Annotated in this window: 25 protein-coding genes; 11 read left to right on the top strand and 14 right to left on the bottom strand. The window is 44.7% G+C overall.

Going from position 1 to position 26,114, the window contains the following annotated elements:
- Positions 1 to 260 precede the first annotated feature (260 nt).
- The 5 genes from K08M4_RS21700 (at position 261) to rlmJ (ending at position 7,950) form a co-directional block, all read left to right on the top strand.
- A complete protein-coding gene (locus K08M4_RS21700; protein WP_086051451.1) occupies positions 261 to 3,029 on the top strand; it encodes a M16 family metallopeptidase in 2,769 nt (922 codons plus the stop codon).
- 325 nt (positions 3,030 to 3,354) lie between these two features.
- Positions 3,355 to 3,837 (top strand): hypothetical protein, encoded by a 483-nt coding sequence (locus K08M4_RS21695; RefSeq protein ID WP_086051450.1) that lies wholly within the window; start codon positions 3,355 to 3,357, stop codon positions 3,835 to 3,837.
- A gap of 273 nt (positions 3,838 to 4,110) precedes the next feature.
- On the top strand, positions 4,111 to 5,910 hold the full coding sequence (secD, locus tag K08M4_RS21690; RefSeq protein WP_086051449.1) for a protein translocase subunit SecD: 1,800 nt from the start codon (positions 4,111 to 4,113) through the stop codon (positions 5,908 to 5,910).
- A 2-nt stretch (positions 5,911 to 5,912) separates the two neighbouring features.
- Positions 5,913 to 6,851: a protein translocase subunit SecF gene (secF, locus tag K08M4_RS21685; protein WP_086051448.1), complete on the top strand. Its 939-nt coding sequence runs from the start codon at positions 5,913 to 5,915 to the stop codon at positions 6,849 to 6,851.
- 232 nt (positions 6,852 to 7,083) lie between these two features.
- Entirely contained in the window at positions 7,084 to 7,950 is an 867-nt protein-coding gene (gene rlmJ / locus K08M4_RS21680) for a 23S rRNA (adenine(2030)-N(6))-methyltransferase RlmJ (protein ID WP_086051447.1), read from the top strand.
- Positions 7,951 to 8,219: 269 nt separating this feature from the next.
- Here the strand turns inward: rlmJ and K08M4_RS21675 are convergent, their stop codons facing one another.
- The 4 genes from K08M4_RS21675 to K08M4_RS21660 form a co-directional block, all read right to left on the bottom strand.
- On the bottom strand, positions 8,220 to 9,041 hold the full coding sequence (locus K08M4_RS21675) for an HNH endonuclease (RefSeq protein WP_086051446.1): 822 nt from the start codon (positions 9,039 to 9,041) through the stop codon (positions 8,220 to 8,222).
- Between the two features lie 209 nt (positions 9,042 to 9,250).
- Positions 9,251 to 10,339 (bottom strand): alkene reductase, encoded by a 1,089-nt coding sequence (locus K08M4_RS21670; RefSeq protein WP_086051445.1) that lies wholly within the window; start codon positions 10,337 to 10,339, stop codon positions 9,251 to 9,253.
- 85 nt (positions 10,340 to 10,424) lie between these two features.
- Positions 10,425 to 11,633 (bottom strand): MFS transporter, encoded by a 1,209-nt coding sequence (locus K08M4_RS21665; protein ID WP_086051444.1) that lies wholly within the window; start codon positions 11,631 to 11,633, stop codon positions 10,425 to 10,427.
- Positions 11,634 to 11,734: 101 nt separating this feature from the next.
- The gene (locus K08M4_RS21660; protein WP_086051443.1) at positions 11,735 to 12,433 is read right to left on the bottom strand and encodes an SDR family oxidoreductase; all 699 of its coding nucleotides are present in this window, start codon (positions 12,431 to 12,433) and stop codon (positions 11,735 to 11,737) included.
- A 160-nt stretch (positions 12,434 to 12,593) separates the two neighbouring features.
- Between K08M4_RS21660 and K08M4_RS21655 the strand changes: the two genes are divergently transcribed.
- From K08M4_RS21655 to K08M4_RS21645, 3 genes are all read left to right on the top strand, one after another.
- The gene (locus K08M4_RS21655; RefSeq protein ID WP_086051442.1) at positions 12,594 to 13,529 is read left to right on the top strand and encodes a LysR family transcriptional regulator; all 936 of its coding nucleotides are present in this window, start codon (positions 12,594 to 12,596) and stop codon (positions 13,527 to 13,529) included.
- Positions 13,530 to 13,777: 248 nt separating this feature from the next.
- Positions 13,778 to 14,452 carry a response regulator transcription factor gene (locus K08M4_RS21650; protein ID WP_076674670.1) on the top strand — a complete coding sequence of 225 codons (675 nt, stop codon included), beginning with the start codon at positions 13,778 to 13,780 and terminating at the stop codon, positions 14,450 to 14,452.
- Positions 14,436 to 15,725: a sensor histidine kinase gene (locus K08M4_RS21645; RefSeq protein WP_086051441.1), complete on the top strand. Its 1,290-nt coding sequence runs from the start codon at positions 14,436 to 14,438 to the stop codon at positions 15,723 to 15,725. Before K08M4_RS21650 ends, K08M4_RS21645 begins: the two co-directional genes overlap by 17 nt.
- A 53-nt stretch (positions 15,726 to 15,778) precedes the next feature.
- Here K08M4_RS21645 and K08M4_RS21640 read toward each other — a convergent pair whose 3' ends face one another.
- Both K08M4_RS21640 and nagE read right to left on the bottom strand, forming a co-directional pair.
- On the bottom strand, positions 15,779 to 16,420 hold the full coding sequence (locus tag K08M4_RS21640) for a T3SS effector IpaJ family cysteine protease (RefSeq protein ID WP_086051440.1): 642 nt from the start codon (positions 16,418 to 16,420) through the stop codon (positions 15,779 to 15,781).
- 331 nt (positions 16,421 to 16,751) lie between these two features.
- Positions 16,752 to 18,230 (bottom strand): N-acetylglucosamine-specific PTS transporter subunit IIBC, encoded by a 1,479-nt coding sequence (gene nagE, locus K08M4_RS21635; protein WP_086051439.1) that lies wholly within the window; start codon positions 18,228 to 18,230, stop codon positions 16,752 to 16,754.
- A 242-nt stretch (positions 18,231 to 18,472) separates the two neighbouring features.
- Here nagE and K08M4_RS21630 point away from each other — a divergent pair, with 242 nt between their 5' ends.
- From K08M4_RS21630 to K08M4_RS21620, 3 genes are all read left to right on the top strand, one after another.
- Positions 18,473 to 18,865 carry a GFA family protein gene (locus tag K08M4_RS21630; RefSeq protein WP_086051438.1) on the top strand — a complete coding sequence of 131 codons (393 nt, stop codon included), beginning with the start codon at positions 18,473 to 18,475 and terminating at the stop codon, positions 18,863 to 18,865.
- Between the two features lie 29 nt (positions 18,866 to 18,894).
- Positions 18,895 to 19,362: an OsmC family protein gene (locus tag K08M4_RS21625; protein ID WP_086051437.1), complete on the top strand. Its 468-nt coding sequence runs from the start codon at positions 18,895 to 18,897 to the stop codon at positions 19,360 to 19,362.
- Between the two features lie 176 nt (positions 19,363 to 19,538).
- Entirely contained in the window at positions 19,539 to 19,883 is a 345-nt protein-coding gene (locus K08M4_RS21620) for a ribosome recycling factor family protein (protein ID WP_086051436.1), read from the top strand.
- A 163-nt stretch (positions 19,884 to 20,046) separates the two neighbouring features.
- Here the strand turns inward: K08M4_RS21620 and K08M4_RS21615 are convergent, their stop codons facing one another.
- The 8 genes from K08M4_RS21615 to K08M4_RS21580 form a co-directional block, all read right to left on the bottom strand.
- Positions 20,047 to 20,286 carry an RNA recognition motif domain-containing protein gene (locus K08M4_RS21615; RefSeq protein ID WP_004732698.1) on the bottom strand — a complete coding sequence of 80 codons (240 nt, stop codon included), beginning with the start codon at positions 20,284 to 20,286 and terminating at the stop codon, positions 20,047 to 20,049.
- 131 nt (positions 20,287 to 20,417) lie between these two features.
- Positions 20,418 to 20,681, bottom strand: a complete 264-nt coding sequence (locus K08M4_RS21610; protein ID WP_086051435.1) for a DNA polymerase III subunit epsilon — start codon at positions 20,679 to 20,681, stop codon at positions 20,418 to 20,420.
- Positions 20,682 to 21,011: 330 nt separating this feature from the next.
- Complete coding sequence (locus K08M4_RS21605; protein ID WP_086051434.1) at positions 21,012 to 21,554, bottom strand: DUF3833 domain-containing protein; 543 nt, start codon at positions 21,552 to 21,554, stop codon at positions 21,012 to 21,014.
- Complete coding sequence (locus K08M4_RS21600) at positions 21,551 to 22,138, bottom strand: chalcone isomerase family protein (RefSeq protein WP_086051433.1); 588 nt, start codon at positions 22,136 to 22,138, stop codon at positions 21,551 to 21,553. Before K08M4_RS21600 ends, K08M4_RS21605 begins: the two co-directional genes overlap by 4 nt.
- A 3-nt stretch (positions 22,139 to 22,141) precedes the next feature.
- A complete protein-coding gene (locus K08M4_RS21595) occupies positions 22,142 to 22,663 on the bottom strand; it encodes a DUF2878 domain-containing protein (protein ID WP_017098843.1) in 522 nt (173 codons plus the stop codon).
- The gene (locus K08M4_RS21590) at positions 22,641 to 23,921 is read right to left on the bottom strand and encodes an SAM-dependent methyltransferase (RefSeq protein WP_086051432.1); all 1,281 of its coding nucleotides are present in this window, start codon (positions 23,919 to 23,921) and stop codon (positions 22,641 to 22,643) included. The genes K08M4_RS21595 and K08M4_RS21590 overlap by 23 nt, the downstream gene beginning before the upstream one ends.
- A gap of 118 nt (positions 23,922 to 24,039) precedes the next feature.
- Complete coding sequence (locus K08M4_RS21585) at positions 24,040 to 24,846, bottom strand: DUF1365 domain-containing protein (RefSeq protein WP_086051431.1); 807 nt, start codon at positions 24,844 to 24,846, stop codon at positions 24,040 to 24,042.
- Positions 24,843 to 26,114: an NAD(P)/FAD-dependent oxidoreductase gene (locus K08M4_RS21580; protein WP_086051430.1), complete on the bottom strand. Its 1,272-nt coding sequence runs from the start codon at positions 26,112 to 26,114 to the stop codon at positions 24,843 to 24,845. Before K08M4_RS21580 ends, K08M4_RS21585 begins: the two co-directional genes overlap by 4 nt.

Below are 26,114 nucleotides of genomic sequence, written 5' to 3'. Positions count from 1 at the left end.
CTTTTTTATTTGGGTTAGGGTTAGTCTTTCAAGCTTGTCACTTTTTAATTTATCACTTTCAAGCTTGCTACTTTTAAACTAGTGACTGACTTTTAAACTAGGTAGTGACTTTTAAATGCTAGTAATTCGAATCTTATATAATCTAGTTATAATTTATAAAATAAAGATCTAGATCACAAAGATACTCATTCGGTTCAGTATTAAATAATAATCATTAACTCTGCATGTATATTGTCGACAGATGACATTAAGAGGTTGTTATGAAAACAAATTATTTAGCGACGGCATTATGCCTTACCTTAGTTGGCTGTAGTTCTACATCGAAAACGACGGAAACCTTCATCCAACCAGATCCGGCTTGGACTTCAGGCCAGCTAGAGAATGGCTTTACCTACCATGTTTACCCTGATCATGAAGCGCCGGTGTCTGTTCGTTTAGTCGTACATGCAGGCTCGATTCAAGAAACTCGCCAACAAGAAGGTTATGCACACTTCGTCGAGCACATGGCATTCAATGGCAGTAAGAACTTCTCTCAAAACGACGTGATTCGCCTATTTGAAGATGCAGGTGCTAGTTTTGGGGCTGATATTAATGCCTACACTTCTTATGAAGAGACGGTATACCAGCTAGATTTACCCGATAATGTCCAATTACAGTCTGCCTTGAAGTGGATGCGTGACATTGGTGATGGGTTGGATCTCGCCAGTTCAGAAGTTGAAAAAGAAAAAGGTGTGGTTCTTGGGGAGTTTCGTATGGCTCGCCTTGACGATAAATCATTCCCTGAAGTGTTTTATGACCACTTTATTGAAGGTAGCCCGTATGAATCTCAAGATGCATTGGGAACCAAAGAATCGGTTGTAAATGCTACTTCTCAAACCCTAACCGACTTTTACCAGACTTGGTATCAACCTCAAATCGCAGAGCTCGTTGTTTCTGGTGATGTGGATATCGAAACTGTGATCCCATTAATCGAAGCGAAGTTTTCTAGTTGGCAGCGTGGTGAAACACCGAAACCAGTCAAACAGAAAATCACCACTTTCAACGAAGGTGACTATGTTGAGTATACGAAGAGAGAAGCCCCAAGTATCTCACTGACGTTTAACCGAGGCTCAAACATCATTGAAACTCACGATCAACAGCATCAACGTTGGTTGGATGAAACCTCTCAGTTATTGATTCAACAACGACTTGAGGCGGTATTTAATGATGCGGCTTTGCCGACTCAATGGATAGCGTCAGACAGTCTTGAAATGGGTGCTCTGCTTTACTCATCAACCAGTATTGGATTCCCTGTTGGAAGCCGTGAAGTGACTCAGCAAAAGATGCTCTCGACGTTGGCATCATTGCGTGATTACGGTGTCTCGGAAGCGGAGATTGTTGGTGAACAGCACTACTACCAAAACTTGCTCGATAATATTGAGCATGATTGGGATAAAGAGGACGGTGTCGATCACGCGAACAATAAGGCAAGTGCCTTAGTGACGGGTCGAATCGTTCAATCACAGAAAGATTTTCAGGCAAGTATGGAAGCTTTCATTTCCAACGTCAGTCTTGAAGCTATTAATGACAACATAAAAAGCATACTTTCTGGTGATTATTTCATGATCATTGGCATGAATGAGACTGAAAACAGAGCAGCTATCAATAACTCTTTAGATAGCTTGAAAGCCACTTATAGCGAAACGGGTACAGCGCCGTTGGTTGCATCGGCGGGGAGTGCTTTTGCTGTGCCGAGTTCGCAAGGCGATATTGTGCTGGTTGAACAGATATCTATCGATCCATACATTCAAAAATGGACGCTAAGTAATGGTATTGATATGTGGTACCTGCGCGATTCACAGGCGAATGATGATGTTGGCGTGATGTACATGAGCTTGGGTGGAAAGGCCGCTTTGGATCCAAGCTTATACCCAGCAGTTGAGATAGCACTACCTACTTTCGCGCGAAGTGGTGTGGGGGAATTGACCGGCTCTGAACTTCACGCGTACTTTGACCGTGAAAATATTCAAGCCGACTCTTTTATAGGCAGCACTCGTCACGGTATTGAATTTAATATCCAAAAAGATGGGCTTAAAGATACGTTTGCTGCACTTTATACTTTCATAACTGCGCCTAAAATTAATCCCGAGCAGTTAGAGGCGGTGAAGCAAGAGTTTGTACAAGGTCGAGAGTCTTTCTTGAGCAGTTCTGTTGGACAGTTTGAACGCGCGATAAACCAGAATCTCTATCATCTTGACGGTCGTCACCTCTTTGTTGATAAAGAGCGTGTTGAAGCCGTTTCTGTGGAAGATATCAGTCATCTTCATCAGCAACTGTTTGGTCAAATGAGGCATAACCAATTGGTGATCGTTGGTGATATTGACCCAAGCGTACTCAAGCCTTTGGTTCAGCAATATTTGGCTTCGATTCCATTGGAAAAAGCGGTAGTGCCTGACTTTAAGGTGGCTTACAAACCATCATCAGAGTCTCGCATTGATCTAGCCATCAACAACGTGAATAGCGCAGAGTACATCCTAAGAGTTATCTCTGAGCCTAGTATTGAAGTTAAAGTGTCGGCAAAAGATGTTTTCATGGAAGACTTACTGCAACGCTTGCTGGCGGCTCGTTTAGATACTTATATTCGTGAAGAGTTAAGCTTAGATTACTCGCCTTATACGTATTCAGCGTCTGCAGATAGTGAGTTGAGTGATGAGTGGGTTATCGGTGCGATGATAGCGCCAGAGAACGTTGATAAAGTCGAAGTGGCGATCGATAAGGTGATTACTGACCTTCTGCAAGGCGTTTCTGAAGAGGAAATGCGAGCGGTTGTGAAACAGTTTGAAGCTGACTTCACGCCTCTCGAGATGAGCTCTATTGACCAAGCGTGGTATGTGTCTCGTTATCTACTTCATGGTTACGATATCGAAGCTTTGTCTCAAGTTGAGCGCGTGGCGAGATCGATATCCACTGAAGATATGAATGATCGAATACAGCGTGTTTTTGGTGAGAACAGCCGTAAGGTTAAGAACATCATGCGTCCTAAAGCCTAAAGCCTAAAGCCTAAAGCCTAAAGCCTAAAGCCTAAAGCCTAAAGCCTAAAGCCTAAAGCCTAGAGTAGAACGTGAAAAAGACAGTTTAAATCGTTGTTAACGCGACCAAACTAAAGCCAAGCAGCCACTGCTTGGCTTTTTGTTTTCTGGCGATTGTGGATGCGTGAATACAGCGCTAGGAGGTCAGAAATTGTCAGCGTAGTGTCAAATGTGTTCGGTTGTGTTTCTAAATCAATTGTAACTTTCATGGCTGTTATATATTGTCGCAGTGTTTACCATTCAGGATTGTTGTTAATTGCTTAAACTAGGTACCCGATTAGTCTTAATGTTGTTTTTACTGAGCTTTGGCTTAGTGAATTCTAACGGCTATTCGTTTCCTTCTAAGCCGTTTCAAATATACTCGGCTCAAGAGCAATCTTCGCAGAGTGAACAATCTTCCTCGAAAAAACAGTGTAAACAAGCCACTACGGATAACGCGTCTAGTTACTTAGAGTGCGACAAAGTTCAGTTTGGTGCCGTGCCTTATGGTGACAGTTCCAACTATCATGACACCGAGTCGAGCCTCCAAGCTGCAAACTTCAGACGCATACTCAGTAATGAGCAAGAAAGCGTGGCTGACCTAGAGCCTGCTTACCACTTATTGATCGACTTCTCTCCCCCTTCATTACTGGCTTCTCTGCTTTTCAACACACCATTGTTGGATTCCAAGCAGCACTGGACCAGTATTGTGAGTTCTCCGTCCTCCCGGCTTTCGGGGTGGAAAGAGGGCAACATCCAATACTCGCATTTCCGAGAGCTTCTTAGCTAATCATTTGACCCTAAATTGGTCGTATCGATGGTCGCCTTGTGTCCGTTGATCTCGCCAATTAACCAAATATAGCGACACACAATTATTAGCCACACTATTACTCAATTAGCTTGTTCTGGTTGTGACTAGTTGACGTTCGTGTTCGCAAAACATTAGACATACCAATCGTAGTAAATAACTGGCCATCCTAGCTGGTTAAAACGCTCGATCACTGCTTTTTTTCAGCGCAATTTTTGAGCTTGTGTTTACGGTGATTGGTAAAAAGAAGAGATCTTGACTGTGAAAAAACGCATTCCAAGAAAACAAATTAACCACTACTCAAAGTGGAAATACGTGGTGCTTATCGCCACCATCATCATCATGATTCTAAGTGCCTTACCTTCTTGGTATGGCGAGAATGCATCGGTTCAAATCAGCAATCGCTCTGAGCAGACAATCGACGCTACTCAAGTGACGCAATACCTTGCTAGTGAGGGCATTCAAGCCAAATCTGCATTTCAAAAAGACAAACGTTTAGTGGTGATCTTAGAAGATGCCGAGCAACAAGCGAAAGCCAAAGAGGTGCTTAATGAGCGCTTCCTCGACAACGCGACGGTTGCTCTTGCTATGGAGCCAGCAGCGCCAAAATGGCTGACTGACATGGGTTTTGCGCCGATTCAGTTAGGCCTTGATTTACGTGGTGGCGTGCAGTTCTTATTAGAAGTAGATATGGAGCCGGTTTATCACGCGCAAGCTCAAGCGATGGTCGACGAGATCACCAGCGAGGTGCGTTATGCACGCGGTAAAGTGGTCAACAACCAAGTTCAGTTTGATTTCCGTACCGACGCCGATTTCGAAAAAGCACAGAACCTGATTCGTCAAGAGTTCCCACAATGGCTACGTAACCGCTCAGACAAGTCGCTAACGTTAACTCAGTCTGAAGAAGAACAAAGAACGCTACGCAACCTTACGGTTCAACAAAACCTGCAAATCATGCGCAGCCGTATTGAAGAATTAGGCATCACAGAAGCATCGATTCAACGCCAAGGTGAAAGCCGTATTCGTATCGAATTGCCAGGTGTACAAGACCCTGCAGCGGCGAAAGACGTGATTGGTGCTACGGCTTCATTAGCATTCTATTCTGTGTACGACAATGCAACTCGCAATACTCAAACGCTAAAAGATTCAGACGGCAACCGTGTCGTTGTCGCACGTAAAGCGGTATTGAGCGGTGAGCACATTATCGATGCTCGCAGTGGTATTGGTGAGATGGGCAGCGCAGAAGTAAACATTACCCTAGATTCTTCTGGTGGTAAGAAGATGTCTGAGTTCTCACGTCATAACATCGGTAAGCCAATGGCAACGGTGTACAGCGAATACAGCCGTGATAGAGCGGGCAACAGCAAGCAAGACAGTGAAGTGATCAGTGTGGCAAACATCCAGTCTCAACTGGGTAGCCGTTTTAGAATTACTGGTGCTGGCAGCTTGGCTGAAGCGCAAGAGCTGGCGTTACTGCTGCGTGCGGGTTCATTGACTGCGCCAGTGACCATCATTGAAGAACGTACTATTGGCCCATCTCTGGGTGCCGAAAACGTAACTAACGGCTTTGCTGCTTTGGCACTTGGCCTTGGCCTTACGCTAACGTTTATGGCGCTATGGTATCGCCGTCTTGGTTGGGTCGCGAACTGCGCGTTGGTGGTTAACATGACCACATTGTTTGGTTTGATTGCGCTGCTACCGGGTGCGGTATTAACTCTGCCGGGTATTGCTGGTTTAGTACTGACCGTCGGTATGGCGGTGGATACTAACGTGCTTATCTTCGAACGTATTCGAGACAAGATGAAAGAGGGACGCAGCTTTGCGAGCTCTATCGACCGTGGTTTCGATAGCGCATTCTCGTCTATTTTTGATGCTAACGTCACCACCATGATTGTTGCTGTGGCTCTATATACCATTGGTAATGGACCGATTCAGGGCTTCGCTCTGACACTGGGCTTGGGTCTTCTAACCAGTATGTTTACGGGCATTTTTGCTTCACGAGCGATCATCAATTTGGTTTGGGGGCGTGACCAACGCCACGATGTAAGGATTTAAACATGAGTACTTCAAATATGACTATTTCAGACCGCTATATTTCAGACAGCAATATGACTCGCCTTCGTAAGGTGATGTCTGTGATTTCTATTGTGCTGTTCATGAGCTCTGTGATGCTGGTGGCAGTGAAAGGTTTTAACTGGGGCTTGGACTTTACTGGCGGTGTAGTTGCTGAAGTTCAACTCTCTGATCAAGTAACCAAAGATGCGTTAAAAACCAAACTTGATACGGCTTTCCAACAAGACGTACAAGTGGTTGGTATGGCAGAGCAGGATCGCTGGACGATTCGTTACAGCCAACTGACAGACGCGCCACAGCCAAACTTAGTGGATGCTTTGTCTTCTGTAAGTGACCAAGTAAAAGTGCTGAACAGCAGCGTGGTTGGCCCTCAGGTGGGTCAAGACATGGTTGACCAAGGTGGCTTGGCGGTATTGGTGTGTTTCCTAATGATCATGCTGTACCTGAGTGTACGATTTGAATGGCGTTTGGCACTTGGTGCTATTGCTGCAATCATTTACGACGTGACGCTTATCTTAGGTTTGTTCGCCTTTACTCAGTTTGAGTTCAATCTGACCGTATTGGCGGCCGTGTTAGCGATTCTCGGTTATTCATTGAATGACTCGATCATCATTGCCGACCGTGTCCGTGAAATGCTTCGTGGCAATCCAAACGGTGATACTGACAACCTGCTTAACGGATCAGTTAAAGCGACCTTCTCACGCACCATGGTGACGTCAGGAACGACGCTGATCACCGTATCTGCGCTTTGGCTACTTGGTGGTGCGGCACTGCAAGGTTTCGCTATTGCACTCGTTGTTGGTATTGTCAGCGGTACGTGGTCCTCTATTTCAGTAGGCATCACCCTACCTAAATTACTTGGATTGCAGCCTTGTCACTATCAGGTGAAACCAGTAATCGAAGTTGAGGGTGAGTATCCTTAGTTTCCTGATTGCTTAAGTTTTCTAATTAGATAGCGCTCAGCCTTAGTCCTCATTGACTAACGAGTGAGTTCAGCAAAGCCTTTCGTTTGTAGCAAGACGAAGGGCTTTATTTTTTATAAGAGTCAGTCAGTTAGTTAAAAGAGAGGCTATTTCAAAAAACAATGGATTGAACAAGCAAGCACACATGATATGAAGTATGTTTATATGACGTTAGTAGAAATGAGGCAAGGGAATGGAATATCGACATCAATGTCATGTAGGCGATCACGGTGATGCGTTAAAGCATCCAGTTTTGAGTGCTCTGGTTCAGTCATTAATGCAGCAGCATTCACGTCTCAATGTTATCGACACGCACTCAGGTACAGGGTGTTATGACCTCACCACAGCACCAAGCAATCATGCAGGCGAGTTCGCTGAAGGGGTTGGGTACTTGTGGCGCAATAAGGCTTACCTTCCAGAGTCATTCGCTTCTTTTATGTCGGTGCTGGAATGCTACAATCCGAATCAACTTATCTCTTTGTATCCCGGTTCTGCCGCCATTACATATCAACAAGGCCGCAGCCAAGATAGCTTCTATTTTTCAGATATTCAGCAAGACGAAGCTGATTTACTGCAAACCAATATTGAGAAGTTACAACGTGACCTTGATGTTTCAAGCAAGCTCACCATTACCGCAGGTGACGGGCTCAAAGCGTTGCCTGATGACGTAGCTAAGCACGAAAACCACCACCTGATTGTTATCGACCCTCCCTATGAAACCGATGCTGAATATCTTGCGGTGATTGATGCTTTGGTTAAGGCGTATCAGCAATCTGAAAAAGTATCAGCCCTGATTTGGTATCCGCTTTATACAGATGACAAGAGCTCACTGATTTTGAACCACTGTGTGACAGCCGTGAAAGATGGTTTGCTGCCAAGTCCGATGAAGTCGGAGCTTCGCCTTCGAGACCCGAAAGGGGATGATCGCCTCATCGGCAGCGGTTTGTTGTTATTTAACCCACCACAAGGCATAGCAGGAACGGTCGCAGATACGCTTGATTATTTACACAGCCAACTCTCGACCAATGGTGAAGGCTACTGGCAAATGAGAAGCCTATAGATCTGATTTTTATGGGTTTTATGATGATTTTCGAGATCTAGATCGCTAAATTATTTCAATCTGTATGGTTTAAATTGACCAAACTCTAACTTTTATCGATTGATTTATCGCGATGAATCATATAAAAATAGTACATCAATGCGCACAGGTGCATACTGGCTCATAAGTTAAATAATTATCCCAAATTAATATCAGATTGTGGTTTACCCCCTAAACTGCATAAGGCTCGCACTAGTCACGCGAGCCTTTCTTTTGCCTGTCGGAAATTTTTACAACAGTTGCTCTTCAATCTTTAGTGCTTTCTCGATGAGTTTTGCATTGAAATCTGCAGCTCCCACCGAGTAGTGCGCTTCACGATGACAAGTCGGACAAAGTGCAATCACATTTTCGGGGCAATCAGCGCCGCCATCAGCTAACCGTGTCAGGTGATGTACTTCTAGGTAAGGGCCTGACTTGGTCTCAAAAGGTGAGGGTACTCCACAACCTTCACAGATACCATTTGCCCTCTTTTTTGCGTAAAGCTTAATGGCTTCACTACGATACTTCACGTGCGTGAGTTGCTCTTTAGGGTCAGCTTGAAGTGGCGTTGAAGCTAAAGCGATGTCTCGTAATTGCTTCAAGGATTTACTTTTAGTTGGCTTCGTTAGGTATGAAGCTTTTGGTGTTTGAATGGTATTGCCGACACTTTGTGGGACGATATCTAGATGGAAAACTATTGCATCACGAAGTTGGTCGTTCTTGTCGGGGCGTTGCTCAATATGATGACAGATGTAGTTGCAGACTCCGACGAATCTAACAAAACCAGTTGAGACAGATTCAAATAAGAGAATCTCTTTGAGGTTGTTTTGGTGTTCAAAGATGGCCAAGTTTCCTTTAACCATCTGCATATCACCTTCTTGCCCTTCTCCCGTATATCGGAAAGTGCCGTCTGCACTAAAACCATCAGAGTAGCCAAATTCTTCACCAGCATCGCTAGTGAAGATAAATACATATGGGTGGGCTGCAGGCGTAGCGATACCACCATATTGCTGACCTTTGTAATGAGCGTGTATATCTGAGCGTCGATTGTAAACCTGTCCTACGTTGAACAATGGAGAGTCCTCATTTATCTGTTTAAATTTTAATTATTATTGATATTTTTATAATTTAAATTTTATGTAAAGTTCAAATATAACAGTGGTTTAAGTCAAAATATGCAAGTAGATTTTTGAGTGTGAAAAGGTATCGAATCGGTCACGTTTCTAGACAGTCAAGCCTGCAGGAGTCATGCAGGCTTAATGTTTGTTTTGGTACTTACTCGTTACAACGCTGGGTAATCGATATAGCCCTTTTCGTTTCCGCCGAATAGCGTTGCGCCATCAAGATCGGATAGTTCGCTGCCATTTTGTAGGCGTGAAACTAGGTCTGGGTTAGCAACGAATGGGCGGCCAAATGCGACGAGATCGGCGTAGCCTTTGCTTAACACTTCTTCGGCGCGTTCTGGTGTGTAGCTGCCAGCAACGATGATGGTGTTAGAGAACAATTCTCTTAACTCCACACGGAAGCTTTCAGGGATAACAGGTGCGTCATCCCAATCGGCTTCTGATAGGTGCAGATAAGCGATGTCACGCGCTTGTAGCGCCTTTGACGCTTCTAAAATCGTTGGCACGATGTCTGGGCAGTTCATGTCTTTGAAGGTGATGAAGGGAGCTAAACGTACGCCCACTTTGTCGGCACCAATTGCCTCAATGACTGCGTCCACCACTTCGATTAGAAAGCGAAGTCGGCTCTCGCGGCTGCCGCCATAGTTGTCGGTGCGCTTGTTCGAATTGGTTCTTAGGAACTGGTCGATGAGGTAACCATTGCCGCCGTGGATCTCCACTCCGTTGAACCCTGCCTCGACGGCTTTCTTCGCTGAGTTCGCAAAATCTTGAACCACACGGTCGATATCGGCTTGGGTCATCTCTCTTGGTTGGATGCAATCCACCATGTTGCCGTTTCCATTCTCATCAGAGATCCAAACCTGCGTTTCTATAGGTGCCAGTGCTGAAGGTGCAATCGGCAACTCGCCTTTTTGAAAGGTAGGGTGAGACACCCGACCCACGTGCCATAGTTGGCAGAATATCGCGGCACCTTGCTCTTTTGCTGCTGTTGTTACTGATTTCCAACCTTCGATTTGAGCATCGGTATAAACGCCGGGTGTGAATGAGTAACCTTGAGAGTCATCTGAAATCTGTGTGGCTTCAGTGATGATTAGCCCTGCACTTGCTCGTTGTTGGTAATAAGTCGCCATCATGTCGTTTGGCACGTTTCCAGGTTGGCTAGTGCGAGCGCGAGTCATGGGTGCCATAACCACGCGGTTTTGCAGCTCTAGGCCTTTCAGTTCTGATGTTTCGAATAACTTGTTCATGGTCTCTACCTTTATGAATTTTTTAGTGCTGTGCCAATTCCAGTTTGATAATGAATTGGCACTTTGAAGTTACGGAATTCTTAAATTATTTAGCTTCTGTTGGTGCAAATATTGAGTTGCTTTGTGGTTTCTCGTTTCGGTTAGCTTTAGCGATTAAGAACAAGCCGACGATAGGAACCACAATGGCTGCGAACGGAATCATTCCTGCGCCTAGTTGGCTGTCGAGTACCATGCCGCCAAGGAATCCACCAAAGGCATTGGCTAAGTTAAACGCTGAGATATTCGCGGTTGCTGCTAGCTCTTGCCCTTCGCCACCGTGGTTCATTACTCGAAGCTGCATGGCAGGAACGTTCGCAAATGACGCAATACCAAAGACAAATGCAGCGGCAACGAAGAGGATTTTGTTGTCTACCACAAGGCCAACCACCACCAATGAAATGATCATCGCGACAGCCCAAAACATTGAAGCTTTGCCTAGGTTTTTATCTGAAGAACGCCCGCCCAAGGTGTTACCGATGATTAAGCCAACACCCACAATCACTAAGATCCAAGTTACAGATTCTTGACTGTAACCTGTGATGTGCATGGCAATTGGCGCAAGGTAGCCGTAAAGCGTCATGAAGCCAGACCAAGCAAAAGCGGTGATTGCTAAGCTGATCAGTAACATTGGATTTTTGAACGCTAGAAGCTGAGTTTTGATGTCTTTCGCTTCACTGTGACCGGCCGATTTAATCGAAGTCAGAATGGCAAGCATCGCGATAGTGCCAAGTGCTGCCACGGTAAAGAAAGTGGTGTGCCAGCCGAATTGCAAGCTGACCCATGTACCAGCTGGAACGCCAAGAACGTTAGCGAGTGTTAAGCCCGCGAACATCTGGCCAACGGCCCTACCTGCCATTTTTTCAGACACTAAGTTGGTTGCAACAACTGCACCTATGCCATAGAAAGGACCTTGAACTAAGCCTGCGATAACGCGACTTGCCAGCAGCAATGGGTAGCTTGGCGCTAAGGCCGACAACACGTTACCGATGATGAACAGTGCCATTAAGCCAATCAGCACCATCTTCTTGTTAAAGCGCGCAAGGTAGATGGTTAAGATCGGACCGCCGATAACGATAGCCAACGCGTAGGCACTGATTAGGTATCCGGCTTGACCTTCGGTGATCGAAAGTGATGTGGCGATTTGTGGAAGAATGCCTGCGATAACAAACTCAGCCGTGCCGATTGCAAACGCTGCGAGTGTCAGTATCCAAACTTGGAATGGCATCTTTTCTTTATGGACGGTTTCTTGTTTCATGACGATGTACCTATTTTCAAACTTTGGCAGCACAGGGCGCGATGTTGGGCGCCCTCGCTTTAATGTGTATTACTGTTTCTGATGGGCTTAGTGATGAGGGCTTAATTGAGTAGAGCGCCGCCGTCGATGTCGATGATTGACCCAGTTACGTACGGGTTATTAATCGCGAACAGGTAACCCATGGCTATCTCTGAAGGTTCGCCAACCTTGCCTGCGGGTAGGTTGTTTTTGGCGTTGTCGTACATGTTTGTACGAGCGGAATCGTCCATGTTTTTATACGCTTCTGTCATGGTTAAGCCGGGGCTCACTGCGTTGACTCGAATCGGTGACAGTTCTTTTGCTAACACTTTTGTGACGCTTTCTAGCGCGGCGTTAATCGCGGTTTTAACGTAAGTGCCTGCAACGACTTTGCGTGACAACATGCCAGTGGTGAAAGTGATTGAGCCATTTGATGTCATGTAGCGCGCAGCATGTTTCGCAACGTTTAGGCTTCCCCAAAACTTGGTGTCAAAGGCTGATTTTGCATCTTCAACGGCAACATCTGTGACTTTGCCTGCTGGAGCGAAAGAGCCTGCAGTCACCACTAGGTGATCAAACACACCGATGGATTCAAAGTATTCACAAATCGACTTTTCATTATTGATATCTACGCCTGTGTGTCGGCTGGCAATGTGTACTGTGTTGTCTTCGTTTCTCAATTGCATCGCCAATGCTTTACCGATACCTGACGTGCCACCAATGATGACGAATGTGCTCTTCTCTTGTTTTATAAGATTCTGGTTTGTAAGTTCTTTTTTCATGTTCTGAATTCCTGCATTGTTCTGCTGATGGTTGTTATTATATTTATTCGACTAAATTTGATAATTGGTTAAAATATGAATTCATTATTCGGTTAATCTGAATAATGTGGCTAGGCATTAAGATCGAGCACTAAGACGAAGGGGCGGAAGCGCGAAGAGTATGGATAAGTTTTCAGACATGGCGATGTTCGTAAGCATCGTGAAGCATCAAGGTTTAGCCGCTGCAGGGCGCGAACTGGGTCTCTCCCCTGCAACCATGACAGCAAGGCTTCAGGCGCTGGAAGAGCGATATGGTGTGAAGTTGTTGAATAGAAGCACGCGTCATGTGTCTTTGACCGATTCGGGGGAGCTGTACCACAAAGCGTGTCTGGAGATATTAGATAACGTCAGTGAAGCTGAAAACCTGATTCAAAACGGTGTCAAAGAGGTCAAAGGCCCTCTAAAAATAGCGGCGCCGAAGGATATTGGTAAGCAGTACATTCTTCCGATCTTGTCTGAATTCTGTCAGCAATACCCAGATGTTATCCCTTACTTATATTTGGACGATCACTTATCGAACATTGCCGAATCGGGTTTGGACATTGTGATCCGCTATGGAGACTTAGTGGACAGCAGCCTTATCTCCAGACGCTTATCGCCAAGCCGACGAGTGTTGTGTGCCTCACCGGAATACCTTGCCAAGCATGGAACGCCTTTAAAGCCACAAGACTTAGCAGAACATGACTGTTTGGCCATGCTCCGCAGCAATGAAGAACTCAAAACTTGGCACTTCCAAGATCATGATATGAAGAAAGCTGTCACGGTCGTTCCTAAGCGGTTCTCGGATGATGGCGAAGTGATTCGATACTGGGCATTAAAAGGCGAGGGTATTGCGCTTAAATCAGTGTTGGATGTGCAAGACGATATCAATAACCAGCGCCTCGTGACGTTACTTAACGGCTACATGAAGAACTTCAATACCGCGATGTCGGTGTCCAGTGCCGATTTGAATGTGGTGTACATCAGCAAGAAGTATCAGCCAAAACGTATCCGATTGTTTTTGGACTTTCTGTTCGAAAGGTTTAGTGGCTTGATCGAGAAACCTGGCAGAGATTAATTATTGTTAATCTATTGGAAATCAAACCTCAATGCCGATGGATTTATATTGTCATTGAAGCTTTATTGATGAAATAAAGCTTTGTTACCAATTTACCAATTTACCAATTTATCAATTTATCAAGTTACCGAATTGCCGTTTACCCCCTAAACTGCATCTGGCTCGCATTAGTCACGCGAGCCTTTCTTTTTTCTGACGATAAATATTTTGTTTGCGATAGAATTTATCTTCGATAAAGAGGGCTACCAGTGAAAATACTAATCATCGAAGATGACACCACCACCAGAGAATTTATTGCCAAAGGCCTTGAAGAGCATGGCTATGCGGTCGACCAAGCGGAAGATGGCAAGAAAGGCTTGATGATGGCGCTGAGCTCGGAATATCAACTGGTTGTTCTTGATCGCATGCTGCCTTACTTGGATGGCATGAAGGTGCTTTCTGCCATTAAAGCCACAGAAGAAAACTTACCGGTTTTGATTTTAAGTGCCATGGACAGTGTGGAAGATCGCGTGAATGGCCTACAAGCGGGAAGTGATGATTATCTGATAAAGCCTTTTGCGCTCGCCGAGCTTATCGCAAGGGTTGATATCATTATCAATCGAACTAAACGTCAAAGCTCTAGCGATAACGGCCTCGCGTACGATTGCCTAAAAATAGATTTACGAGCACACCGTGTGATGTGCATGAATCAAGAGCTTCAACTTCAGCCTAAAGAGTTTCAATTGATTCAGTATTTCGTGGAGCACAGCGAGCAAGTGGTATCAAGAATGCGCTTGTTTGAGGCGATTTGGAGTTACCACTTCGATCCGAAAACCAATGTCATCGATGTTCATGTTGCGAACCTGAGAAGGAAGCTTGAGGAAGCTGGATGCCCGGATCTACTTCATACGGTGAGAGGGGCAGGTTATGTCCTTCGTCGATGATTACTCCCTCACTCGTTCCTCGGTATTTAAAACCTTAGTTGGGTTGTTTGTGTTGGTGACGGTGATTAATGTCATCGTGATTAGGCAGGTATACAAAGACTCCGAGGCTTTTCATCGAGAACAATTGGTCAAGCAACTGCAAGATGAATCTTCTGAATTTAGCTATGTCGCAAAACAGAGCAAAGCCGATGTTGAGAAGCTACTAGCCGCTAAACAGACCTCTGACACCAACTTTTACTATCATTTGGTAGAGCGCTCAAATACCCCTGCCACTCTTCCTATTTACCCTGTGAGTTCTGTCGTATCAGAGACGGCTGACATTCCAGTCGGAAACACGCATCGTCTTGTTATCGGTATTGATCAAAGGGCGGTAGAAGAATACCGCAACACCCTGATTCCCATTGTCTTCTCTGGAATCGTATTACCGATCGCTGTGATGTTGATTGCGGCTCTGTTTTTCACTGTACTTATCTTAAAGCGCTTGGAAATAGTCAACCAAGCGATGAATCGAGTGTTGTGTGGCGAACAACGCGTAAAAATCCCAGTATCTAAGCAAGATGATGAATTCGATATTCTGGCGATCCATCTCAATTTCATGATTGAGCAGATGGCCAAAAATGAAGAGTCTTTAAAATCATTAACGGTCGGCATGGCACATGACATGCGCACTCCTATGGCTCGACTGAAATTGCGATTGGAAGAGGTGCTTTCAGACCCAACGCTCACCGAAGCACATCAAGACCAGTTTTCTGCTTGTCACGACGAGCTTGAGCTTATCTTATCTCTGTTCAACAGCATGTTAGAGATCACCAAGTTAAATAGCGGCCAAACGCCGATTGCCACAGAGCGCGTGGGCCTTGGGAAAATAGCCCAAGATGCCATCGAATTTATTAGCCCCATCGCTGAGATGAAACAGCAAAAATTGGTTTGTCGTCTAGACCAAGAGTGCGAAGTATTAGGCGATAAAAGTCTACTGTTCAGGGCTGTTTTCAACTTGGTTGAAAATGCAGTGAAGTACACGCCTGAAAAGGGAGAAATTGAAGTGGTGGTTGATTATTTTGGTGTCACGGTGGCAGACAATGGCATTGGAATTTCAGACAGCGATAAGATGAATGTTTGTCGCCCTATGTTCCGTGCTGACAAAAGCCGCACTGAGCTTGGCAATGGACTTGGATTGTCTCTGGTTGATGCCGTAGTAAAGCGTCACCATGCTCACCTTATCTTAAGAGACAACACCCCAGGGTTAAGAGCGCGCCTCTATTTTGAGCGTTAATTTTAGTGGACTTTGTTGGTTGCCTAACACCTTCATCCTTATTCGTTATGTGTTTATTGCGAAACTCTGATGGACACTCCAACCCAAGTAGCATCATCACGTTTGTTATTAGTAGAATTCCAATTTTCAATGAAGTCCCAATTAGTATTACCATTTTCTATATCTGTATCAAGCCACTCACCAAGACTGTTATTTATAACGTAGTGAAGTGAATCATTGGCTGATATTACAGACATTAACATTGTTCCACTAGGAGTAGATTCTTGTTCGTTAAGAATACAAATTGGAATATTTAGTGCGTTAATTAACTCAAATTCAATTGGAAATGCACAATTTAATTCCATCAAGGCTCTATTGTTTTTTATAACAACTTCACTATTCAAACCCAACTTCCCAAGCACGTAAAGCATTGCACCTAAGGAGTTATACCCAGAGTGTTCAATATAATCTGGATTTTGCCCAGGAGTGATAATTCCAGTAATTTTATAAAGTTCAGAAGCGAGCTCTAATAAGTTATGCTTGTGACTTAAAGTAACAACATCACCATTAAACTTTTTACCCAGCTTATTGTATTTATTGAGCTCAATTGGTGACTCTAAAGGTAACAGTTCCAATGCCTGCAAACATGCAACAAGACAATATGGACCACACACTAAACTTCCTTCTGGTTGTCTCATTCTTGGAAATGAATTCATCGATATATCCTTACACTCTGAGTAACACATAACTTTTTAATATCGCGCAAGCACGAATCTATCCGTCTAACATATCAAGATTATTGTTTATAACCAACTGAATGCTATGCACATAATCTATAGTCATCCTAAATTTTAAGTGAGTAACCGTGCAAGCACACATTACCGCCTACATAAGGCTCGTTATCACACTGAAATGGCCTTTGGAAGTCTTAAAAGTTGTTGGTCGTTCTCTTTGTGCTGCGAGTACAAAAAAGGCCAAAGCGAATCGCTTTGGCCTGAGTGTATTAATGTGCACAGTAACGTGTGCTGTGTTTTAGCTATGCAGGATTTAACCCGGAAGTGGGACCGATGTTAGATCTTGGCTTTCAGGAATCTGCTTCATTGCGTGCGCAATTTCTTCTGCTTCTGTCCCGATGATGACTTGTAGGTTGTTTGAACCAATCTTAACAACGCCCATTGCGCCAATCGCTTTCAGTGTCGCTTCTTCAACAAGGCTGATGTCTTCAAGTGTTAGGCGTAATCGTGTGATGCATGAATCGATACTGGTTAGGTTGGCATGACCACCAAGCGCTTTTAAGTATTGAGCGGCTTTTTCATTCGATGACGCTTGGTTTACTTCTGCGATTTCAGCATCTTCGCGGCCTGGTGTTTTTAAATCGAATTTTAGGATAGCGAATCGGAAAATTGAGTAGTAAATCGCAGCAAAACATAAGCCTTGGAGTACAAGCATGTATGGTTTAACGGCGAGTGGTAGGTTGTAAGACAACACGAAATCAATCAAACCACCACTGAAGGTGAAGCCTGCGATCCACTGCATGCTTGCTGCAAGGTAAAGTGAGATAGCGGCCAAGAACGCATGAATAACGTAAAGCACCGGTGCCACAAACATGAAGGCGAACTCAATAGGTTCTGTTACGCCCGTTAAGATAGCGGTTAGTGCTGAAGCACCTAGAATACCGCCAACTTTCTTTTTGTTTTCTGGTTTTGCACAGTGGTACATCGCTAAACAAGCGGCAGGTAATCCATAGCCCATTACGGGGAAGAAACCACCTTGATAGATACCCGTCACGCCGAGCTCACCCGTACCTGACCAGAACTTCGAAATATCGTTAATACCGACTAAATCAAAGATGAATACTTGGTTTAAAGCATGGTGCAAACCGACAGGAATTAGAAGTCGGTTAAAGAAGCCATAAAGCCCAGCTCCCACCGCACCCATTTCAGAAATTGCGATACCAAAGTTAACAAGTGCACCATAAACAACAGGCCACACATAAACCATGACCAAACTGATACCGATAGCGGCGATTGACGTCACTATCGGAACGAATCGTTTACCACCAAAGAAACCAAGAACGGCGGGCAGCTTAATGGTGTGGAAGCGGTTATAAAGTGAGGCTGCAACTATACCCATCACGATACCAGTAAAGGCACTGACAGCTGCTTTCGATGCGATAAGCTCAGGTGCACCCATGTCAGCAACAGGCACGCCTGTAATTTGTGAAATAACATTCACATCACCGACAATCATCTCAATGATCAACAGACCTAATAAGCCGGAGAGTGCTGCGGCACCGTTGTTATCTTTTGCTAAACCATAAGCGACACCAACGGCAAATAACCACGCTTGGTTATCCATGATGCCTTTACCGCCATAAACCAAAATGGTTGCCAACGGGCTGTTGGCTCCCCAGCCTGTTGGGTCAATGGCATAACCTAATCCCAACATTAAACCACCGGCTGGCAGCACCGCGATCGGCACCATCAGTGCTTTACCTATTTTTTGTAAGTATCCGAGTATATTCACTGTTCATTCTCTCTATATTTCGATTAATACTGGAAGCTTACTTGCACAAGGATTAAGGGCGGATTGTGCTTAGATTAACGATTATTAATGTAGGGCGATGTCGTTGAAATACTGAGAATTGTTGATGGATTTTTTCGATCAGTTGATTGTTCTGAAAGTGCAAAATCTAAAGCTTCATTGCGGACAACGTAAATGGTTCTCGTTAAAATAGTTCGAATACAAGGACGTGACTGGAGAGAAAAATGAAAGTAGTTGGCAATACGATTATCCAACCTTTTCACAAGGCAAGCTGTCACTGCGGTGCGGTGGAATTAGAGCTCAGCCTACCTAACGGGATAGAAAAGCCACGTCGCTGCGATTGCTCTATCTGTCGTCGTAGAGGCGCGATAGTTGGCTCTGTGGCGTTAGATGGGATTAAGATCCTGAAAGGTGCTGAGCATCTTAAGCTTTATCAGTTTAATACCAACACCGCGAAGCATTACTTCTGCTCGAACTGCGGTATCTATACCCATCATCAACGCCGTTCTAGCCCGAATGAATATGGCTTTAACATCGGTTGTTTGGAAGGGGTAAACCCTTTTGATATTGGTGATGTGGTGACCAACGATGGCGTTAATCACCCTGCTGACCGCTAAGTCGTTACATAATATAAAAGGAATTAATTATGTCTGAATATGGAGCGGTCATTCGCTGGCAAAAAGCGGAAGATGAAGCCTTTAGTGATAATCAATACAGCCGCGGTCATACGTGGGAATTTGATGGCGGAGTTACTGTGTCAGCTTCATCTTCTCCTCATGTGGTGCCACTCCCATTTTCAGTGGAAGCGAATGTTGACCCAGAAGAGGCCTTTATTGCTGCGCTCTCTAGCTGTCATATGCTGACTTTTTTGGGCATTGCGTCAAAGCAGAAGTATGTGATCGACTCTTATGTCGATGATGCGATTGGTGTGCTTGAGGAAGATGAATCAGGCCGTTCGTCGGTTACTGTAGTGACACTAAGACCTAGGATTGAATTTGTAGGCAGTAAGGTTCCAAGCAGTGCGCAGCTTGATAAGTTACATCACTTGGCACACAAAAACTGCTTTATCGCGAACTCGGTAAAAACGGACATTGTGGTAGAAACTAAAGCGTAAACCACACACGTTAACATCCAAAAACCGCGAGGCTGCTTAGTGCATCACTGGCGGTTTTTTTGTGTCTGTGTAATCCTAAGCATGATTTCATTGAGTTATTGATAGAGAATTTTGAGTTGTTGAGTGGTAGTTAGGGAGCACTTAAATGATGGGTAGATATTGGTTAGCAGAGAGTTATGTTTAGCGTCCCACTGAATAGTTTTTTACATCGTGTGAGTGATAAAAGCCAAGTGATGGCGCATGCTGCAGAATGTGGATGTCAGTTGAAACGAGTTCGTCGTTCGCGTAATTGGCTTTTGGTCGCTCAAGAGCATCAACTCGTTGAATTTAAAACGATGTTAACTCACGAAAAAGACGATTGGATAGCAATCGCAATCGACAAAGTGCTGCCTAAACCTGTGGTGTGTTTGGCTTCGCTGTTGGCCGCGACACCCTCAATAACGGTGGCTCAGCTGGTGATGGAATCTGGATGCTCAATGGCAGAAGCAAGGCGTGCCATTGATGAATATGAAGGGCTGTAGGCGTATTCGAATCGTGTGAAAAGAGAATTGCGAGCAGCAAAAAGCCCGTAACGATATTACGCTGAAAAACGTCATATCGTTACGGGCTTTATCATCTGTGCTTACTGTGAAGCTAGATCACGAGGCAGTTCAATTGCCTGTTCTTGTATAGCGCTAGTTCTTATTAAGAGTTAGCTACTTTTACACGAATCGTGTTTTTGCCAAGCTTTGACAAGTTCAGCTTGTTTAGTGCTGCTTTAGCTTCTTCGTGCTCTGGCATTTCAACAAAAGCAAAGCCTTTAGATTCGCCAGTTTCTTGGTCTAAAACTAGGCTGCACTCTTTTACTGAGCCGAACTCAGAAAATAGAACACGGATGTCTTGCTCTGCAGTAGAGCGCGATAGGTTACGAACTAGAAGTTTCATAATAAACCTTGAATATGAATTTACGCCGAGCATTGTCGCACACTTTCGTGCTCACACGGACATAATAATTTACAATCACGTTTACTTAGGTTTGCTAAGCAGAGCCAGAGTTATTGAGTGAGCGGAAGTGATTATTCGTCGTCGAACTGCTTGGTCGTGAACGCGTCTTCGATTCGGTTCAGTTCTTCTTGTTCTTTAACTCGTTTCTCTTCTTGAAGTGTTGCTCTCGTTTCGTTGAAACGTTTTTTCTCTGACTTAGTCAGGAATTTTACAGCTTTTTTGTTGGTCAATGCGTAAGCAACTACGTCTTCGCCTTTTTCTCTGCGGTCGTTTACGCGTTGTGAGAAACGTTCATTGTCGCGAGCTTTACGCTCCGCTGAGGTCAACTTGCTCATGCTTTAAAGCCTTTTCAATTATTCATGGTAGGGAATCTACGCTTAGCGAAACAATGGGGAAGTGCTCTTAATTGGTGGAACTGTGTATCACATCCGCTCAACTGAGTTTAGCCCATTTGTATGCTGGTGGCGCATCTTAGCACAAAGGCTTGAGCATACAGGTATGCTATTCGAGGGATTAAACAGAACAACCCACAATTTTTTGTTGTGGGTTGAGATTGCATTGTGGGCCGAGATTGTTTGTGGGCTGAGATTATATGGTGGGCTGAAAGTGTCTTTTGGGGTAACGGCTACCGTTAATGACAATGGGAACAAGAAAGAGCGATTAAATTAAATCTTCTCGATATACAAGATCACTTCGCCCACTTTAAAACCGAACTTAGACATCTCGGTTTTGTTGAACAAGCGTTTGTCGTCCATCAAGAACATCCAGTCATCAAGTACCACTTCATAGGTACTGCCGTCTACTTCAATTTCGAGATCATATTTCCAATACAGAGCAGAACCTTGGGTCTCACCATAAGCGGTACCGACTACATCATTAGCGGTGCCTGAATAGGTGTTTTCGCCGGTTTTTACCAGGTTCCAAACGCGTGTTGAACGCTCGCCATCAGCAAAAGAGAACCACTCTTTGATTTCTCCTTTGTCACCGTCCCAAGTCGCGACGAGCTTGACATCAAAGCGTCGCAGTAAATCGCCCGAACGGTCGAGAACCATGCCATAGGCTTTAAGTTCACCGTTGAAAAAGGTTTCAAGCTTAAGCTCTGGCGTAGTGTCTACGTGGTTTTCTAAACTTGCAGAGCCACAACCCGCTAGCCAAGTGAGTGAAAACAGTGCCAAAGCAAATTTTATTATTGTTGTTTTTGGATTCATTTGTTCAGACCTAATAGTTGTTTGCGTAGACCGGGCTCAGATGTGTTCTCAGATAACCAAATCGCGAGAAAGGCTTCACCAAATTGCTTGTCTTGGATGGTGCCTATGGGTTGCTCATCGAAATAAAAACTACTCACGTTATCTTCAGCGACACGAATCGTGAGTGTGCTTCCTTCTTTCACGTTAGGCCACATCGCGTACAACGGTTTCAACCAACGTTGAATGTTGTTATTTGAGTAACCAAGCTTACTCCACTGATCTTTGGTTGCGTCTACCAGATCTTTACTATCAATCGAACGAAAGTACTCAATCTTTAATGCTCGCTCAGAGTTTGAAGGTGTGGTGTAGAATTCGGCTGAATAGAGAGTCCAAAACAGGTAACTCATTTCACCTTGACCGCGTTTATTTAGATCATCGACAGCAGAAGCTTTGGAATTCCCAGTAAATAGGAGTGCTGCGAAAATGAGGGTTAGGGTGACTAAGCTAAATAGTCGGTTTCTTGATTGCTCGCTTGTTTGAGTACGAACGCGACTAACATCTCTCTCAGATTTGAACGCTTGCGTAGGGTTGCGTGGAAAAGCCATAAGTCACCTCGTTGTTGCCATTTTGGGTTGTATTAAGTTGGAGTAAGCGGCCACCAGTAAGGGCAACAAAATCCCCCAACTTATTGCAAGGGCAGCTAACACCGATGCGTCTGGCCAAGTAGTAAGAAGGGCGCCTGCTTTGATGCCTCCCCAATAACTACTAGTACCTGCTACGAACCCTATGACAAACAAGATCACTTTCGAGCATTTTAAAAGCCAATTTAGGCTGTGGTTAAAACTGATTAAAAACATGATCCACAGGCAAACGAGCCACACTGGGAACCACGATTGATTAGCAATTTCAGAGTCGACGGCAAACACGCCGAAGTGAAGTAAGAGGCTATCAAGCAACAGCCCCAATGGTAATAAAATGAGTATTTTCAGATCGCTACTGCGGGTAGGGGAGAGAAGGAAGTGAACGGCCACAATCAGTGGCGCCACGAACGGGGCTTGCGCGGTAAAGAACGCGCTGCAAACCCAGGTCGCTTGAAACAGAACGAGATTAATAATCCAAAACCGTTTCATCTTTTGCTCCAAAGTAACGAGGTTTTCTAGCAACTAAGTGATGAGTACTGATCACGCGCTCTTTGAATGCACCTTCACAGTAGCAGAAGTAGAAGATCCACAAGCGCTTAAACTCTTCGGAATAGCCGAGAGACTCTAACTCTTCCCAACTATTTTCAAAGGCGTTGTTCCAATCATTTAGCGTTCGAGCGTAGTGCAGGCCAATGTCATCAATTTCTTGTACAACAAGGTCTGTACTGGTCGCAAGGTGTTGGGTCATCACTGAGACCGAAGGTAGGCAACCGCCTGGGAAAATGTACTTCTGAATAAAGTCGACGCCTTTGCGGTATTTGTCATAACGACTGTCGGCAATGGTGATTGCTTGAATCAGCATTTTGCCTGATGGTTTCAACAGTGAAGAACATTTCTCAAAGAAGGTCTGTAGATATTCATGGCCGACCGCCTCAATCATCTCGATAGAGACCAACTTGTCATATTCACCAGTGAGGTTACGATAATCCTCTTTAAGCAGGGTGATTTTGTCGGTTAAGCCAAGCGCTTTTACTCTTTGTTCTGCAAGCGCGTGTTGGGCATCTGAGATTGTGGTTGTGGTGACATGGCATCCGTAGTGTTGCGCCATGAATATAGCTAAGCCACCCCAGCCTGTGCCTATCTCGACCACGTTATCGTTCTCTGACAACTCTAATCGCTCACAGATGGTTTTCATTTTGTTTTGTTGAGCTTTGGATAGGGTTTCTGCTTCTTCGCTGTAGATAGCGGAAGAGTATTGCATCGAGCTGTCTAAGAAGCGTTCATACAACTCATTGCCAATATCGTAGTGCGCAAGAATATTACGTTTAGAGCCTTGCTCTGTGTTGGCATTCTTACGACGCAGCAATAGGTTTTTGATGCGAGAAATCCATTGTGTCTTGTCATCAAGCTCGTCGAGTTGAGATTGATTTCGAGCCATGATTTGAATCACTTTGGTGAGATCTGGGCTTGTCCATTTTCCATCAATGTAGGCCTCAGATGCGCCAATACTGCCGTCAATCACGACATCTCTAAAAAATGTTGCATCGTGAATCACGATTCTACCTTTCAAGTCTGCTTCTCGATCGCCGAACACCGAATGTTGGTCGCGCTCAATGATCTCAAGCGTCGCGAATTGCAGGCTTTCTAGAACCTTAAAGATTAAAGCTCGATATTTACAGTTGCTTGAAACAGCAACGGCTTTAGCTTGTTGTTCAATGTTGTTGTTTTGTTTGGCAAGCTGTTCCATGTAAACCTCGCTGATAACTCATTCTAATATTTTGTGCCAACTAAGCTGGGTTGCGCCCCTTAGTTGGAGCGAACCCAAGCTTGGGTCGAGTTCTATTATTTAGTTGCTGTGAAGACACTTAAGATGTTGAGTCTGGGTGCCCCACAAACGGTACTTTCTTCAGGAATAATTTGAGAGCCTGATAATAAATTCCCATCACGACTTTTATCGTCATCGTCGGAATCTTGAATACCGTTCGTCTAATGTTTGTCTTGGTTACTGACTGTTTCGTCAAGGCCAGTGTCGCATCGAAAAGCTTGTCGTCTCGGCGGCTTTCAATGTGGACCAAGGTGCGTTTCGCTGGTGGCTTAATCTTCCAAAAATAAGTCATATTCAAATCCATGAACGGCGAAACGTGAAACTCTTTCTTAACCTTTAATTCTTGGTGCATGTCGATGAGATAGTAGTGTCTTTCTCGCCAAGGCGTGTTACTCACTTCAGCCAACATGTACTTACAATCTCCTGTTTCGTCGTAACAGAAGAAACAGTTGATTGGGCTGAAATAGATACCTAAACAGCGGCACTGAGCCAGCATCGTCACACGGTTTGAATCAGACCAAACCCCACCAAGTTTTTGCACTTTGGAAGCTATACGTTGTTTAAGTGATTTTGGTTCATCCGTGGTGGCATTTTCTTTTTTTTCAGCGAGATAATCCGATTCGACGAAGCGAATCGGGTTGTACCATCGAGTTCCGAACAGCACACTACGAGCTGTGGTTTGGTGCAGTTCATCGAGATCTAACCCCATCATATACAGCTGATAGCTGAACTCATGAGTGATGTCGCCAAAGCGGCGGTGTCTGACGTTGCCCCAATAGATCCCGCTGAGCTCTTCACTCTTTTCGGATGCGATCTCCATTTCGGATGTTAGGGTTTGACTGTTCATAGCGCTGAATTCTTACTCAAATCTAAACCGAAGCGTTTGGTCACATCGAGTGCACTGTGGACACCGTCTTCATGGAAGCCGTTGTACCAGTATGCGCCGGCGAAGTGCGTCTGTTTTTTGCCACAGATCTGTTCGCGCTTGTGCTGAGCTTCTACCGTGTTCGAGTTAAGTACCGGGTGATGATAAACAAAGCTGCGAATGATTTTTTCTGGGTCGATGGCTTCGCTCTGATTCAAGGTGACACAGAAGGTGTCTTGGCTTTCGATGCCTTGCAGAATGTTCATGTTGTAAGTCACACAGGCAGGTCGTTTACTGTCGCCATCCAACATGTAGTTCCAACTTGCCCATGCCAGCTTTCTGTCTGGTAACAATCGGGTATCAGTGTGCAGAACCACTTCATTACGACTGTATGGGATCTCGCCCAGTACCTGTTGCTCTTGCTCTGTCGCATCGCCAAGCAGACGTAACGCTTGGTCTGAGTGACAAGCAAATATCACTTCGTCGAAGTCTTGTGTAGCGCCATCTTCAAATTCAATCGTGACGCCCGCTTCATTGCGAGTGACTTGTTTGATCGATGTGTTCAAAGCGACGGATTTGTTCAAGCGTGAAAGGATGATTTCAACGTAAGAGCGCGACCCTTTAGGAATTACATACCATTGTGGACGGTTCGCGATGTCGAGTAGCCCGTGGTTGTAGAAGAATTGAATGAAGAATTTAAGCTCAAATTCTTCCATTTCCTCTAAGCTTGTCGACCAAATTGCTGCGCCCATCGGAAGGATATAGTGCTGGCTGAAAAAATCGGAAAATTGATTATCGCGTAGGAAACTGCCAAGGGTAACGTCTGGTGTGAATTCATTGCTTTCAAACTGAGCCTTACACAGTTTGTTGAACTTGAGGATGTCAGACACTAATGACCAGAACTGAGGTTTGAAAATATTCCTCCTCTGAGCGAATAACGAATTGATGCTATGGCCGTTGTATTCGAATTTAGTTGTGGTGTTGTGTACGCTGAAGCTCATTTCGGTCGGTTGCCTTTCGACACCGAGTTGCTCAAGCAGTTGGTTGAAGTTTGGGTAGGTTCTGTCGTTGAATACGATGAAGCCAGTATCAATTGAAAACGCCTTGCCTCGGTGTTCAATATCAACCGTAGCAGTGTGCCCGCCGACGTAGTCATTTTTCTCGAATACCGTAACGTCGTGGTGCTTATCTAATACATGTGCGCAAGTCAGTCCAGAGATACCTGAACCTATAATGGCGATTTTTTTCAT

Origin of the sequence: Vibrio syngnathi (genome assembly GCF_002119525.1) — a bacterium.
Classification (GTDB): Bacteria; Pseudomonadota; Gammaproteobacteria; order Enterobacterales; family Vibrionaceae; genus Vibrio; species Vibrio syngnathi.
Note: the sequence above shows the minus strand (reverse complement) of the source record. Positions and strands in the feature narration are given on the sequence as shown.

Coding starts and splice junctions, on each gene's coding strand:
- K08M4_RS21585 (WP_086051431.1), bottom strand. CDS start 24,846: ATGAACAGTCAAACCCTAACATCCGAAATGGAGATCGCATCCGAAAAG.
- K08M4_RS21590 (WP_086051432.1), bottom strand. CDS start 23,921: ATGGAACAGCTTGCCAAACAAAACAACAACATTGAACAACAAGCTAAA.
- K08M4_RS21615 (WP_004732698.1), bottom strand. CDS start 20,286: ATGAAACTTCTAGTTCGTAACCTATCGCGCTCTACTGCAGAGCAAGAC.
- K08M4_RS21670 (WP_086051445.1), bottom strand. CDS start 10,339: ATGAACAAGTTATTCGAAACATCAGAACTGAAAGGCCTAGAGCTGCAA.
- K08M4_RS21595 (WP_017098843.1), bottom strand. CDS start 22,663: ATGAAACGGTTTTGGATTATTAATCTCGTTCTGTTTCAAGCGACCTGG.
- K08M4_RS21700 (WP_086051451.1), top strand. CDS start 261: ATGAAAACAAATTATTTAGCGACGGCATTATGCCTTACCTTAGTTGGC.
- K08M4_RS21610 (WP_086051435.1), bottom strand. CDS start 20,681: ATGAGCAAGTTGACCTCAGCGGAGCGTAAAGCTCGCGACAATGAACGT.
- secF (WP_086051448.1), top strand. CDS start 5,913: ATGAGTACTTCAAATATGACTATTTCAGACCGCTATATTTCAGACAGC.
- K08M4_RS21580 (WP_086051430.1), bottom strand. CDS start 26,114: ATGAAAAAAATCGCCATTATAGGTTCAGGTATCTCTGGACTGACTTGC.
- K08M4_RS21660 (WP_086051443.1), bottom strand. CDS start 12,433: ATGAAAAAAGAACTTACAAACCAGAATCTTATAAAACAAGAGAAGAGC.
- rlmJ (WP_086051447.1), top strand. CDS start 7,084: ATGGAATATCGACATCAATGTCATGTAGGCGATCACGGTGATGCGTTA.
- K08M4_RS21600 (WP_086051433.1), bottom strand. CDS start 22,138: ATGGCTTTTCCACGCAACCCTACGCAAGCGTTCAAATCTGAGAGAGAT.
- K08M4_RS21605 (WP_086051434.1), bottom strand. CDS start 21,554: ATGAATCCAAAAACAACAATAATAAAATTTGCTTTGGCACTGTTTTCA.
- K08M4_RS21630 (WP_086051438.1), top strand. CDS start 18,473: ATGAAAGTAGTTGGCAATACGATTATCCAACCTTTTCACAAGGCAAGC.
- K08M4_RS21640 (WP_086051440.1), bottom strand. CDS start 16,420: ATGAATTCATTTCCAAGAATGAGACAACCAGAAGGAAGTTTAGTGTGT.
- K08M4_RS21625 (WP_086051437.1), top strand. CDS start 18,895: ATGTCTGAATATGGAGCGGTCATTCGCTGGCAAAAAGCGGAAGATGAA.
- K08M4_RS21665 (WP_086051444.1), bottom strand. CDS start 11,633: ATGAAACAAGAAACCGTCCATAAAGAAAAGATGCCATTCCAAGTTTGG.
- K08M4_RS21645 (WP_086051441.1), top strand. CDS start 14,436: ATGTCCTTCGTCGATGATTACTCCCTCACTCGTTCCTCGGTATTTAAA.
- K08M4_RS21620 (WP_086051436.1), top strand. CDS start 19,539: ATGTTTAGCGTCCCACTGAATAGTTTTTTACATCGTGTGAGTGATAAA.
- K08M4_RS21695 (WP_086051450.1), top strand. CDS start 3,355: ATGTTGTTTTTACTGAGCTTTGGCTTAGTGAATTCTAACGGCTATTCG.
- K08M4_RS21655 (WP_086051442.1), top strand. CDS start 12,594: ATGGATAAGTTTTCAGACATGGCGATGTTCGTAAGCATCGTGAAGCAT.